10 protein-coding genes are annotated in these 12,854 nt (G+C 63.7%); 6 read left to right on the top strand and 4 right to left on the bottom strand.

Annotated features, from left to right (window positions below; all coding sequences use genetic code 11):
- Positions 1-164: 164 nt before the first annotated feature.
- The 4 genes from speA to AC5O5I_RS02795 all read right to left on the bottom strand — a co-directional run bounded on the left by speA (position 165) and on the right by AC5O5I_RS02795 (position 4,494).
- Positions 165-2,078: an arginine decarboxylase gene (speA, locus tag AC5O5I_RS02810; protein ID WP_494512038.1), complete on the bottom strand. Its 1,914-nt coding sequence runs from the start codon at positions 2,076-2,078 to the stop codon at positions 165-167.
- Positions 2,079-2,230: 152 nt separating this feature from the next.
- Entirely contained in the window at positions 2,231-2,602 is a 372-nt protein-coding gene (locus tag AC5O5I_RS02805) for a translation initiation factor Sui1 (protein ID WP_172232563.1), read from the bottom strand.
- Between the two features lie 285 nt (positions 2,603-2,887).
- Positions 2,888-3,424, bottom strand: coding sequence for an NUDIX hydrolase (locus AC5O5I_RS02800; RefSeq protein ID WP_172232566.1), 537 nt, complete (start codon positions 3,422-3,424; stop codon positions 2,888-2,890).
- Positions 3,425-3,426: 2 nt separating this feature from the next.
- Positions 3,427-4,494 carry a DUF2333 family protein gene (locus AC5O5I_RS02795; protein WP_172286320.1) on the bottom strand — a complete coding sequence of 356 codons (1,068 nt, stop codon included), beginning with the start codon at positions 4,492-4,494 and terminating at the stop codon, positions 3,427-3,429.
- Between the two features lie 248 nt (positions 4,495-4,742).
- On the opposite strand from AC5O5I_RS02795, the gene AC5O5I_RS02790 reads away from it, so the two are divergent.
- The 6 genes from AC5O5I_RS02790 to accC all read left to right on the top strand — a co-directional run bounded on the left by AC5O5I_RS02790 (position 4,743) and on the right by accC (position 12,785).
- Positions 4,743-6,101, top strand: a complete 1,359-nt coding sequence (locus tag AC5O5I_RS02790; protein WP_494512037.1) for a GGDEF domain-containing protein — start codon at positions 4,743-4,745, stop codon at positions 6,099-6,101.
- Complete coding sequence (locus AC5O5I_RS02785; RefSeq protein ID WP_494512036.1) at positions 6,040-8,307, top strand: methyl-accepting chemotaxis protein; 2,268 nt, start codon at positions 6,040-6,042, stop codon at positions 8,305-8,307. The genes AC5O5I_RS02790 and AC5O5I_RS02785 overlap by 62 nt, the downstream gene beginning before the upstream one ends.
- Positions 8,308-8,446: 139 nt before the next feature.
- Positions 8,447-10,216, top strand: a complete 1,770-nt coding sequence (locus AC5O5I_RS02780) for a protein-disulfide reductase DsbD (protein WP_494512035.1) — start codon at positions 8,447-8,449, stop codon at positions 10,214-10,216.
- A gap of 179 nt (positions 10,217-10,395) precedes the next feature.
- Positions 10,396-10,851, top strand: a complete 456-nt coding sequence (aroQ, locus tag AC5O5I_RS02775) for a type II 3-dehydroquinate dehydratase (protein ID WP_003255330.1) — start codon at positions 10,396-10,398, stop codon at positions 10,849-10,851.
- A 99-nt stretch (positions 10,852-10,950) separates the two neighbouring features.
- Positions 10,951-11,412, top strand: a complete 462-nt coding sequence (gene accB, locus AC5O5I_RS02770) for an acetyl-CoA carboxylase biotin carboxyl carrier protein (protein WP_172220493.1) — start codon at positions 10,951-10,953, stop codon at positions 11,410-11,412.
- Positions 11,413-11,429: 17 nt separating this feature from the next.
- A complete protein-coding gene (accC, locus tag AC5O5I_RS02765; protein ID WP_172220496.1) occupies positions 11,430-12,785 on the top strand; it encodes an acetyl-CoA carboxylase biotin carboxylase subunit in 1,356 nt (451 codons plus the stop codon).
- Positions 12,786-12,854 lie beyond the last annotated feature (69 nt).

The following is a 12,854-nucleotide window of genomic DNA, read 5'->3' as shown; positions in this document are numbered from 1 at the left end:
ATTCGAAGGATAGGTGTGGGGATGTCGGAAAGTGCCGAGGGATCATTACCGCGTATGACGCGGTGAGGGCTGCGCCCTCATTTCGCGACACAAGGCCGCTCCTACAAAAAATCGCGATGCCATGGGACGGTATCGCGGCCCCTGCTGGAGCGGCCCCCAGGGCCTCAGGACGACAGGTACGAAGACCGGGTCAATCCCAACCGCAGCGCATCCAGGTACTGGGTCCGCTCACGCGCAGTGATCTTGGCGCTGGCCACCTTGTCGCGGTAGTGGGTCATCAACTCCTCCGGCGACAGGTGCACATAACGCAGCATGTCTTCGATGGTGTCGTGGGTCTCGATGCCGGCGTGGTACACGCTGCCGTCGGCGTTCTGGTAGATGTTCACCGAGTCGGTGTCACCGAACAGGTTGTGCATGTCACCGAGGATTTCCTGGTAGGCACCGACCAGGAACACACCCAGCAGGTAGTCCTCGCCATCCTTCAGCGCATGCACCGGCATGCTGGTCTCGATGCTCTGCTCGTCGACGTACTGGTTGATCTTGCCGTCGGAGTCGCAGGTCAGGTCCTGCAGCACGGCACGGCGCAGCGGCTCTTCGTCCAGGCGGTGCAGCGGGATGATTGGCAGCACCTGGCCGATGGCCCAGGTGTCCGGCAGGCTCTGGAACACCGAGAAGTTGCAGATGTACTTGTCGGCCAGCTTGTCGTTGAGCTCGTCCAGTACCTGACGGTGCGAGCGCTGGCGGGCCTTCAGCGAGTTGTGCAGGCGGCGGCACACGGCAAAGTAGCACTGCTCGGCCAAGGCTTTCTCGGCCAGGGTGATCTTGCCATCGGCATACTGCGCAGCCACGTCACCCATGTAGTGAGTGGCACGCCAGTAGGTCTCGGTGACCATCTCGATGTCGGTCGGGCCCAGCAGGTCAGCCAGCCACTGCACGGTCTGCGGCAGGGCTTCCTTGTTGTCGATGGTCGGCACGTCGTCGTTGTGTTTCTCGACGTCGGTCACCTGGATCACCAGCATGGCATGGTGCGCGGTCAGCGAGCGGCCGCTTTCGGAGAAGATGTGCGGGTGCGGCAGGCCCTGCGCATCGCAGAATTCCTTGAGCATGCCCACCACCACACCGGCGTAGTCGTCCATGTCATAGTTGATCGAACTGGCATTGCGCGAGTGGGTGCCGTCGTAGTCCACGCCCAGGCCACCGCCCACGTCGATATGGTCGACCGGCAGGCCCAGCGCACGCAGTTCGCCATAGTAGCGGATGGCTTCCTTGAAGCCGTGCTGGTAGTCGGCCAGGTTGGCGATCTGCGAACCCATGTGGAAGTGCAGCAGGCGGATGCCCTGGTCCAGGCCGGCATCGCGGAAGCGCTGTACCACCGAGATCAGCTGGGCGGCGGACAAACCGAACTTGGACTTCTCGCCACCGGTGTCGGCCCACTTGCTCGACGCCAGCGACGACAGGCGCACGCGCAAGCCAACCTGTGGCTTGACCTTGAGCTCGGCGGCTTCTTCGATCACCAGGGCCACTTCCGACTCTTTCTCGATGACGATGAACACGTTATGGCCAAGCTTCTGCCCCATCAGCGCCAAGCGGATGAACTCGCGGTCCTTGTAGCCGTTGCAGACGATGGTACCGCCCTTCGGCGCCAGTGCCAGCACGGCCAGCAGCTCGGGCTTGGAGCCGGCTTCGAGGCCGATCGACACGTTTTGCGTGGCGATGATGTTTTCCACCACCGCTTCCTGCTGGTTGACCTTGATCGGGTACAGCGCGGTGTACTGGCTTTGGTATTCCAGGCGCGCGATGTTGGCGTCGAACGCGCCGGTCAGCTGGCGCACACGGTCCTGCAGAATGTCGGGGAAGCGCACCAGCAAGGGCAGCGACAGGCCGCTCTGGCGCAGCTCGTCGACCTGCTCGTACAGGTCGATCGGCGCGCTGTCCGGGCCGTTGGGGCGCACTTCGACGCGCCCGGCTTCATTGATGGCGAAATAACCAGCGCCCCAATGGCGGATGCCGTAAACACTGCGGCTGTCGGCCACGGTCCATTGGCTACCATCGTCTTTGCGTGTGCGTCGTACGGACATTCAAGTCCCCTATAGATAAGTCGAAGACACTGCCGCGCAAGGAGGCGGACGCAGTGTAAAAGGCAAAAATGACGATTCGTCCGTGCCCAGCGATAGACCCTGGTCACGGCAACGAGTTTAGAAAGCACTGGGCAAAAAATCGCGCGGGTTGCTCAGCCGCCGGACTTTTTCGCCTTGAAGCCCTGTTTGATCAGCTCGCCGATCAGCAGCTCGACATGGTCACCCTGGATCTCGATGACGCCATCCTTCAGCGCACCACCGGTACCGCAGCGGCGCTTGAGGGTGGTGGCCAGCTCCTTGAGCTGGTCGAGCGGCAGCGGCACACCGCTGACGGTGGTCACGGTCTTGCCGCCACGGCCTTTGCTTTCGCGGCGCACACGGGCAATGCCATCGCCTTCGGGGATGATCTGCTGCTTGCAGGTACAGGCATCCACCGGCTGGCCACAGTCGGGGCAGTGCCGACCGCTGTCGGTGGAGTAAACGAGACCGCCTAGGGCGGCGAAGGAAGAAGCTTTCTTGGCCACTTTTGTTCCTCTGTGCTGAGGACAAAAACTGGTCGTGCCTTGGGGTTGAGGCCGACCGCGAAGCCCCACTCTGGCAGGGGCGGCGCTACTGCCGCAAGACCTGCGGCAGCCCGTAAAGGGCGCGCAGTGTAACGATAAATGCGGCGGTTGCTAAGTACAGGATTGCGGCATTTTGCGAATGTTTTGCGACTATTCGCGGGCACGCCCGCTCCCACAGGGACTGCGCCGCCCCTGAGAGCTGCACAAATCCTGTGGGAGCGGGTTTACCCGCGAAAGGGCCGGCAACTATTCCAGGCTAGCTTTATAGCGCTGCAACGCCGCCAACGAGTCCGGGCAATAGGGTCTTGTCAGGCTTTCCTCTTCAGCCAGCGCAAGACTGACAAAGCGCGCTTCGATCACCTCTTCCGGCTGCAACCGCAGCGGCGCATCCGACACCGCCGAATACACCGCGCACCACAACCGGTTATCCGGTTGGTCAAAGTAGAACCGCTCATGAAAGCGCAGCGGCGCATCTTCAATGCCCAGCTCCTCGGCCAGCTCTCGGGCCGCCGAGTCGGCATAGCCTTCCCCGGCCGCAACCATGCCGCCGGCAGCCACATCCCAATACCCCGGGTACAGCGCCTTGCTCAGCGTCCGTCGATGTACGCACAACTCACCGGCGCTGTTGAACAGCAGGATGAAGGTGCAACGGCCGATCAGGCCGCGCTCGCGCAGTTCAGCCCGGGGCAAGGCGCCCAGCACCTGGTCGGCTTCGTCCACCCAGGTGACCAGTTCGCGGTCGGAAGCCGCCCGATGGGCGGCCTCGGTTGGGCTGATGGCCATGATCAACCCTGCGACAGCAGTTGACGCAGGTCGATGACTGCCGCGTTGGCCCGGGAAATGTAGTTGGCCATGACCAGCGAGTGGTTGGCCCACATGCCGAAGCCACTGCCGTTGAGCACCATCGGGCTCCACAGCGGCTCTTGCGAGGCTTCCAGCTCACGGATGATCTGGCGCACGCTGACCGTGGCGTTCTTCTTCGCCAGCACGTCGGCAAAGTCCACCTCGATGGCGCGCAGCAGGTGCGACAGCGCCCAGGCCTGGCCACGGGCTTCGTAGAACACGTTGTCGATCTGCAGCCATGGTGTTTCCACCAGCTCTTCGTCCACCTGCGGCGCCTGGCCGGCAACCACCGATTCGGTCTTCAGCGTGGTGTTCAGCTTGACCCGGCCAACGCTGGCCGACAGCCGCTGCGACAGCGAGCCCAGGCGCGTAGCCACGTCACCCAGCCAGTTGTTCAGGTTGTCGGCACGGGTGTAGAAGATGGCGCCCTTGTCACCGGCGGCCAGACGGGTCTGGTAACGGTTCAGCGACTTGATGCCTTCTTCGAACTCGGATTCGCTCGACGGCAGGATCCAGCTCTTGTTGTCGAAGTTGAAGCGCGGCTCGGCCTTGGCCAGGTCGGCGTCTTCGGTGGACTGCGACTGCGAGCGGGCGAAGTCCTTGCGCAGGGCGCGGGACAGGTCGCGCACCTGGACCAGCACGCCGTATTCCCAGCTCGGCATGTTGTCCATCCACAGCCCTGGCGGGAAGCGGTCGTTGGAAATGTAACCGCCGGGCTTGTTCAACAAAGTGCCGGCCACGGTCTTCAGGGTTTCGATGGTGGTATAGCCCACTACCATCTGCTGACCGTTGTGCTCGGCCGCGGCCTGGGCGTTCTGCTGCACCGGGAACAGGTTCGGTTCCTCGCTCCAGTACCAGCCCAGGCCGATGCACACCAGCAGGTACAACCCGATCAGGGTACCCAGGGCACGGCTCCAAAGGCCGCCAACGTAGCTACGGGCGGCGGCGCCGCGGCCGTCGACACGCTCACGGGGCTCGGCTTTGGCCTCGCGGTTTTTCCAGTCCAGCATGGCTTTGTCCTTAAATTAATCACGACGGTTCAGGGGCTTGGACCACAGGCCTACGCAAGGGTGCCACGGCAAGCCCGCATGGCAGCACTATAAAGCAGACACCGCCTTGCGCATAAGCGACCATTCGGTCAGCAACTGATTATTGGTTCTTGTGGCTTTGTTGATGCAGGGCACTCACTCGGCAGGAAAGAGCTGCTAGCATAGAGCCATCATTGCCTCTGCACCTCCAACCTACAAGTAGCCAGGACATGAGCCAAGCAGTCGAGCCGAGCCCGCAGTGCCCCGCCCAACAGCTGATGCGTAGCGGCCTGCGCAAGGACGACCCGCTTGACCAGGTGCTGCTGCCGGCCCTGCGCAAACCGGTGTACATCCTGCTGCAGGACCATGAGCGTGCCCAGCGCCTGGCCCAGCAACTGGAGTTCTTTGGCCTGGTGGTGCAAGCGTTGCCCAGCGCGGCGGCATTGCTTGCCTCGATCGGTGAATACCCGCCTGCGGCGATCATCATGGATGTCGACTTCACCGGCCGCGGCCAGGGCCTGCTGCTGGCCGCCAAGGTTCAGCAGGGCCTGGCGCAGCCTGTTCCGCTGCTGTTCTTCAGCCATCAGGAAACCGATACCCCGACTCGCCTGGCGGCTGTGCGCGCCGGCGGCCAGGACTTCCTCACGGGTACCCTGGAGGCTTCCAGCCTGCTGGAAAAGGTCGAACTGCTGACCAATGCCGCCCCTCATGACCCGCTGCGCGTGCTGATCATCGATGACTCCCGCACCCAGGCCCTGCACACCGAGCGTGTGCTGGCCAGCGCCGGCATGCTCACCCGCAGCCTGACCGACCCGATCGGCACCATGGCAGAGCTTGCCGACTTCCAGCCTGACCTGATCATCCTCGATCTGTACATGCCCGCGTGTACCGGCCCTGAACTGGCCAAGGTCATCCGCCATAGCGATCGTTATGTGAGCGTGCCGATCATCTACCTGTCGGCCGAGGACGATCTGGACAAGCAGCTGGATGCCATGAGCGAAGGTGGCGATGACTTCCTGACCAAGCCGTTTCGCTCACGCCACCTGATCACCACGGTGCGCAACCGCGCCGCACGTGCCCGGCACCTGAAGGCGCGCATGGTGCGCGACAGCCTGACCGGGCTGTACAACCACACGCACATCCTGCAGTTGCTCGAAGACTGCAGCTTCCGCGCCCGCCGCGAGCAGCAGCCGTTGAGCTTTGCCATGCTCGACATCGACCACTTCAAGAAGATCAACGACCGCCACGGGCACCCCATGGGCGATCGGGTGATCAAGAGCCTGGCACTGTTCCTCAAGCAGCGCTTGCGCAAGAGCGATTTCATTGGCCGTTACGGGGGTGAGGAATTCGCCATCGTCATGCCCAACACCGCGCTGGAGGCGGCGCACAAGGTGCTGGACGATATTCGCCGGCGCTTTGCCGAAATTCTGTACCCCGCGCAGCCGCAGGATTTGCAGTGCACCTTCAGTGCCGGGGTGGTGCAGCTGGATGACGGGCTGGATGCGCTGACCATGGCCAGTGCGGCGGATGAGGCGCTGTACCGGGCCAAGCATGCCGGGCGTAATTGTGTGGTGCGTGTGGAGCCCTGATGCGGCTTTACCTGTACTGGCCTCTTCGCGGGTGAACCCGCTCCCACAGGTTCTCCACCAAGGTTTAAGGCTGTGCAATCTCTGTGGGAGCGGGTTCACCCGCGAAGAGGCCGGCACAGGCAACACAGATACCGGCACTGTGCCACTTTTTTCTGACACCAACCCTTCGTCGTCATCACCTGGTCACAAAATCGCAATAGCTTCAGGCGCCTACCCCACTCCCCTCCGCAGGAAGTTCGCGGCTATGCGCCTGAAGTGGCTGACCAATTTCAACACCCTGTTGCTGGTGACCGTGTGTATCGCCCTGGGCGCTACCTTGTGGTGGTCGCAGCGTGCCCTGGAGCGCCCTTACCAGATGATGGAACGCTATCTGGGCCTTTCCCAGCAGTTCCAGAACCAGGCGGCAGGCAATATCCGGGCGTACCTGGGCAGCGGCGATGCGTTGCGCCATGCGGCGGCCATGGACGCCAACCAGCAGCTACAGGCCGCCCTGGCCGACTGGCCCGACGCGCTCGGCGACCAACTGCGCCCCAGCCTGAACAGCCTGCAGGCCTTCACCGCCAATGAACTGCTGGCCGCCGGCAAGCTGGCCGGCGACCCTCAAGCCCTGCTGCTGCAGGCCGAACGGGAACTGGGCGCCAACTTCGAGCAACTGGCCGGCTATGCCCGCGACAGCGGCAGCGCCGACGCCCACCGCTACCTGCTGCCGCTGCTCGACGCCACGGTACACCTGGGCCGCTTGTCGCTGGCCCGGGACAAGCTGGTCAGCAGCGGCCGAGCGGAGCTGGCTGACGAAGTGCAGCGCGAACTGCAACTGATCCGCGCCCAGGCCCAGGCCATCGATGGCCTGCCATTGCTGGGCGTGACCCGCGCCGCCGAGTCGGGTGCCGACGACTTCGCCGCCATGATGGGCCTGGAATCCCAGGCCAGCGCCCGGCAGGAAGACATTGCCGTAGGCCTCAAGCGTGAACTGCAAAGCCTGCTCAGCCGCTACCCGGCCGAACTGCAACGCACCCGCGAACAGATCGAGCGTCGCGCCACCCTCGCCGCCAGCACTGGCCAGCGCCTGGACGCGGTGCAGCAGGCGATTGCGCGGCTGGAACCCGAAGTACGCGGCCAGCACGCAAGGATTGCCGCCGAGGTGCGCATCATCCAGGGCCTGATGATCGGCCTGATCCTGCTGATTGCCCTGCTGATCGACACCTTGCAACGCCGCCTGGCGCGCACCTTGACCGGCCTGGCCCCAGCCCTGTCGCGCTGGGCCGAAGGCGACTTCGCCCAGGCCATCGCCCTGGGCAAGACCAATCGCGAACTGCACGACATTCAGGACTCGCTCAACCGCCTGCGCCAGTACCTGGTGGAGCTGGTCGGCACCATCCGCCACAACGCCGAGCAGGTGGCGGGCAGCAGCCACGCTCTGGCCGGCATGAGCGCCGCCCTGCACGATGGCGCCGAACGCCAGGCCGGCGATACCGGGCAGATCCGCGATGCCCTGGGCGAGCTGGAAGCGACCATCCAGCAAGTGGCCGGCGATGCCAGCGCCGCCGCCGACGCCAGCCGTGATGCCGGGCGCGCGGTGGAACAGGGCCAGGCGGTGATTGGCCAGAGCCTGACCGGTTTGCGTGAACTGGTTGACGAGGTACAGGGCAACGCCCGCATGATCGAGCAATTGGCAGAAGAGTCGGCGACCATCGGCGGGGTGCTCACGGTGATCCGCTCGATTGCCGAACAGACCAACCTGCTGGCCCTGAACGCCGCGATCGAGGCAGCCCGGGCGGGAGAGATGGGCCGGGGGTTCGCCGTGGTCGCCGATGAGGTGCGTTCACTGGCGCAGCGCACTACCGGGGCCACCGGTGAGATCCAGGCACTGATCGACCGCCTGCAGCAGGCAGCCAGGAGCTCGGTGGCGGGGATGCGCGCGCAGCTGGAGCATGCCGAGGCCACGGCCGACCAGGCCCAGGCGGCGGATGGGGCGCTGGAGGCGATCGTCTGCGCCATCCGCACCATTGCCGACACGGCGGTGCGGATTGCCGATGTCACCGCGCAGCAGACGGGCGCGGTGAGCGAGATTCGTGACCACAGCGAGCGGATTCATGAGCTGGGTGAGGATAATTTGCAGCGTATTGGCGAAGGGCGTGAGCAAGGGGAACAATTGCTGAGCCTGGGAGGCGAATTAAACCGGGCGGTGCGGGCGTTCAGGGTCTGAGCCGGCCTGCACGATACCTGTGGGAGCTGGCTTGCCGGCGATGAGGCCAAAACAGGCAACACAAGACAGTTGCTCCCACAAAGCCAACCCACAACAGTTCCGTTATCATGGCCTGCACGTTCCACCTCGCGAGTCCGCCATGCGCCGCCTGTTTTTCCTGCTGTTCCTGCTGCTGGCCAGCCCTGCCTTCGCCACGGGCCTGCTCGACAACCGTCCCAGCGCCACCCTCGGCGCCGCCTCGCTGGCCAACAACGCCGACTTCCTGCCGGTCCACGAGGCCTTCAAGCTCAGCCTGGTCCAGGCCGATGCGCAAAGCATAAAGCTGCGCTTCGTCGCCACCGAGGGCTACTACCTCTACCGCCACCGCTTCCAGTTCCACACGGAACCGGCCGACATCGCCTTGGGCGCGCCGAACATCCCCAAGGGCGAAGCCAAGCACGATGAGTTCTTCGGCGACGTCGAGGTGTACCACGGCGTGCTCGACATCGAGCTGCCACGCACCGATCCGCGTGCCTTCACCCTGCTGGTGGGCTACCAGGGCTGCGCCGACAAGGGCCTGTGCTACCCGCCGGAAACCGCCCGCCTGAGCATCGATGGCCCAGGTGGCGCAGCCGCACCCGCCAGCGCCGAACACGGCTGGAGCTGGAAATCGCTGCTGCTGTTCTTTCTCGCCGGGGTCGGCCTGACCTTCACCCCCTGCGTGCTGCCGATGCTGCCGATCCTGTCCGGTGTGGTGCTGCGCGGCCAGGTCGGCGGCCTGCGCGGCCTGGCGCTGTCGCTGGCGTACGTGCTGCCGATGGCGGCCAGCTTCGCGGCACTGGGTGCGTTGATGGGCCTGTTCGGTGCCGGCCTGAACCTGCAGGCACGCCTGCAGTCGGCCTGGGTGCTGGGGCCTTTCGCACTGTTCTTCGTGGTGTTCGCCCTGGCCATGTTCGGCCTGTTCGAGCTGAAACTGCCGCAGGCCCTGAGCACTCGCCTGGACAGCGTCGCCAGCCGCACCAAAGGCGGTTCGCTGCTGGGCGCGGCGGTGCTGGGCGTGTTGTCCAGCCTGCTGGTTTCGCCTTGTGTGTCGGCACCACTGGCCGGGGCGCTGCTGTACATCAGTGCCAGCGGCGATGCTGTCGGGGGAGCCCTGAAACTGTTCGCCCTGGGCCTGGGCATGGGTGCACCATTGCTGCTGATCGCCACCGGCGGCGCTGCCTGGCTGCCGAAAAGCGGGCCGTGGTTGAACACGGTTAAAAACGCGATTGGCGTACTGCTGCTGGGGCTGGCGATCGGCCTGCTCAGCCGTGTGCTACCGGGCCCGGTGACCTTGCTGCTGGTGGGCTTCCTGGCCGCCGGCGTGGCGCTGTTCCTCGGCGCCCTGGAGTTTGTGGTCAAAGCGCCACGCCAGCGCCTGGCGCAGCTGCTCGGCCTGGGCTTGCTGGTGTACGCACTGGCCTGCTGGTACGGGGCCCTGAGTGGCCAGGGCGATCCACTGCGCCCACTGCCGGCCGCAGCGCCGAGCGCCACCAGCAGCACAGTGGCACAAGCGGATGCCTGGCAGACCATCACCACCCCCGCCGCCCTGGATGCGGCCCTGGCCGAGGCCAAGGCGGCCGGCCAACCGGTCTTGCTGGACTGGTACGCCGACTGGTGCATCAGCTGCAAGGTGATCGAACACGAAGTGCTCAACGCACCCCAGGTGCACGCACAGCTGGCCGGCCTCAAGCTGCTGCGTTTCGACATCACCGAGAGCAATGCACAGCAGCGCAAGCTGCTTGATCGCTACCAGCTGTTCGGCCCGCCGGCGTTGCTGTTCTTTGCTGCGAACGGCAGCGAAATAACCGCTGATCGGGTCGTTGGCGAGATAAACGCCGGTGAATTCGCGCAAATCCTGGCACGCGTACGGGGCAAACTCGGGCTATAACTTCCCGCGAGCCGTGAAAAATCCTCGATACAGTGACCAGATTTAATTATTTGGTCACATACTTCGCGCGAATCTCGGACATCGTGCTGGCTATTGCCGGGAACTGGACACTTGCCGTCGCTTTACGGCACACTCGCCGCGCTGTGTCGAATTGCCCTACAAATCCAAGGAATCCGCAGATGGCAACGCTACTGGTGCTCCACGGCCCCAACCTCAACCTGCTCGGTACTCGCGAGCCAGGCCATTACGGCGCCGTGACCCTGGCCCAGATCAACCAGGACCTGGAGCAACGTGCCCGCGCAGCAGGCCACCATCTGCAGTACCTGCAGAGCAATGCCGAATACGAACTGATCGACCGTATTCACGCCGCACGCAACGAGGGTGTGGACTTCATCCTGATCAATCCGGCTGCTTTCACCCACACAAGCGTCGCATTACGTGACGCATTGCTTGCGGTGAGCATCCCATTCATCGAAGTGCACCTGTCAAACGTGCACAAACGCGAACCGTTCCGTCATCACTCCTACTTTTCCGATGTTGCCGTAGGGGTGATCTGCGGCCTGGGCGCCAGCGGTTATCGCCTGGCCCTGGAATCCGCACTGGAACAACTGGCTGCCAACGCACAGCCCAAATGATGAAAACCCTGGCCTCAGTGGGCCAGGGTTCGAGAGAAACGTTCTAGATACGTTTTTTGTATTTCGCCCCCTGACCGAACCTTTGGGAGTTGATGATTAATGGATATCCGTAAAGTCAAGAAACTGATCGAGCTGCTGGAAGAGTCTGGCATCGACGAACTGGAGATCAAGGAAGGCGAAGAGTCGGTCCGTATCAGCCGTCACAGCAAGACCCCAGCTGCCCAGCAGTTCTACGCACCTGCGCCGATGGCTGCCGCGCCTGTAGCCGCCCCGGTTGCTGCCGCCGCCGCGCCAGCCGCCGAAGCCGCTGCTGCCCCGGCCCTGAAAGGCACCGTGGTGCGCTCGCCGATGGTCGGTACCTTCTACCGCAAGCCATCGCCGACCTCGCCAAACTTCGCTGAAGTTGGCCAGTCGGTGAAAAAAGGCGACACCCTGTGCATCGTCGAAGCCATGAAGATGATGAACCACATCGAATCCGATATCGGCGGTGTGATCGACGCCATCCTGGTAGAAGACGGCCAGCCGGTTGAGTTCGACCAGCCGCTGTTCACCATCGTTTGAATCGCGGAGAGCCAACGATGTCTGCGAAGCTCGAAAAAGTCCTGATCGCCAACCGCGGGGAAATTGCCCTGCGGATCCTGCGTGCCTGCAAAGAGCTGGGCATCAAGACCGTCGCCGTGCATTCCACGGCTGACCGCGAACTGATGCACCTGGGCCTGGCAGACGAGTCGGTCTGCATCGGCCCCGCGCCATCCAAGAACTCCTACCTGCACATCCCGGCGATCATCGCTGCCGCCGAAGTTACCGGCGCCACCGCGATCCACCCGGGCTACGGCTTCCTGGCAGAAAACGCCGACTTTGCCGAGCAGGTCGAGAAATCCGGTTTTGCCTTCATCGGCCCTAAAGCCGACACCATTCGCCTGATGGGCGACAAGGTTTCGGCCAAGGCTGCGATGATCAAGTCGGGCGTACCGACCGTGCCGGGTTGCGAAGGCCCGCTGCCGGAAGACGAAGAAGTCGCCCTGGCCATTGCCCGTGACGTCGGCTACCCGGTGATCATCAAGGCCGCCGGTGGCGGTGGTGGTCGCGGCATGCGCGTGGTGCACAAGGAAGAGGACCTGATCGCCTCGGCCAAGCTCACCCGTACCGAAGCCGGTGCTGCCTTCGGCAACCCGATGGTGTACCTGGAGAAGTTCCTGACCAACCCACGTCACGTGGAAGTGCAGGTGCTGTCCGATGGCCAGGGCAACGCCATTCACCTGGGCGACCGTGACTGCTCGCTGCAGCGCCGTCACCAGAAGGTGCTGGAAGAAGCGCCGGCCCCGGGCATCGACGAGAAGGCCCGTCAGGAAGTCTTCAAGCGTTGCGTCGATGCGTGCATCGAGATCGGCTACCGCGGTGCAGGCACCTTCGAGTTCCTGTACGAAAACGGCAGCTTCTACTTCATCGAGATGAACACCCGCGTTCAGGTTGAGCATCCGGTGTCGGAAATGGTCACTGGCATCGACATCGTCAAGGAGATGCTCAGCATCGCCGCTGGCAACAAGCTGTCGTACCGCCAGGAAGACGTGGTTATCCGCGGCCACTCGCTGGAGTGCCGGATCAACGCCGAAGACCCGAAGAAGTTCATCCCGAGCCCAGGCAAGGTGAAGCACTTCCACGCCCCGGGCGGCAACGGCGTACGTGTCGATTCGCACCTGTACAGCGGTTATTCGGTTCCGCCGAACTACGACTCGCTGATCGGCAAGCTGATCACCTACGGCAAGGACCGCGACGAAGCCATGGCGCGCATGCGCAATGCCCTGGACGAGATCGTCGTCGACGGCATCAAGACCAACATCCCGCTGCACCGCGACCTGGTGCGTGATGAAGGTTTCTGCAAAGGCGGCATCAACATTCACTACCTCGAGCACAAACTGGCTAACCAGGAGTGATCGAGTAGTGTGATGTACCCAAAGCCCCGGCCCAGTGCCGGGGCTTTTTATTGCCTGTCAACACCTCAT

The organism is Pseudomonas sp. 9_2_1 (genome assembly GCF_059295275.1).
This window is presented reverse-complemented; position numbering and strand designations above follow the sequence as displayed.

Bases quoted from the DNA above. Each gene is read 5' to 3' on its own strand.
- speA (WP_494512038.1), bottom strand. From the start codon at position 2,078: ATGTCCGTACGACGCACACGCAAAGACGATGGTAGCCAATGGACCGTG.
- AC5O5I_RS02800 (WP_172232566.1), bottom strand. From the start codon at position 3,424: ATGGCCATCAGCCCAACCGAGGCCGCCCATCGGGCGGCTTCCGACCGC.
- AC5O5I_RS02795 (WP_172286320.1), bottom strand. From the start codon at position 4,494: ATGCTGGACTGGAAAAACCGCGAGGCCAAAGCCGAGCCCCGTGAGCGT.
- AC5O5I_RS02790 (WP_494512037.1), top strand. From the start codon at position 4,743: ATGAGCCAAGCAGTCGAGCCGAGCCCGCAGTGCCCCGCCCAACAGCTG.
- AC5O5I_RS02785 (WP_494512036.1), top strand. From the start codon at position 6,040: ATGAGGCGCTGTACCGGGCCAAGCATGCCGGGCGTAATTGTGTGGTGC.
- AC5O5I_RS02780 (WP_494512035.1), top strand. From the start codon at position 8,447: ATGCGCCGCCTGTTTTTCCTGCTGTTCCTGCTGCTGGCCAGCCCTGCC.
- aroQ (WP_003255330.1), top strand. From the start codon at position 10,396: ATGGCAACGCTACTGGTGCTCCACGGCCCCAACCTCAACCTGCTCGGT.
- accB (WP_172220493.1), top strand. From the start codon at position 10,951: ATGGATATCCGTAAAGTCAAGAAACTGATCGAGCTGCTGGAAGAGTCT.
- accC (WP_172220496.1), top strand. From the start codon at position 11,430: ATGTCTGCGAAGCTCGAAAAAGTCCTGATCGCCAACCGCGGGGAAATT.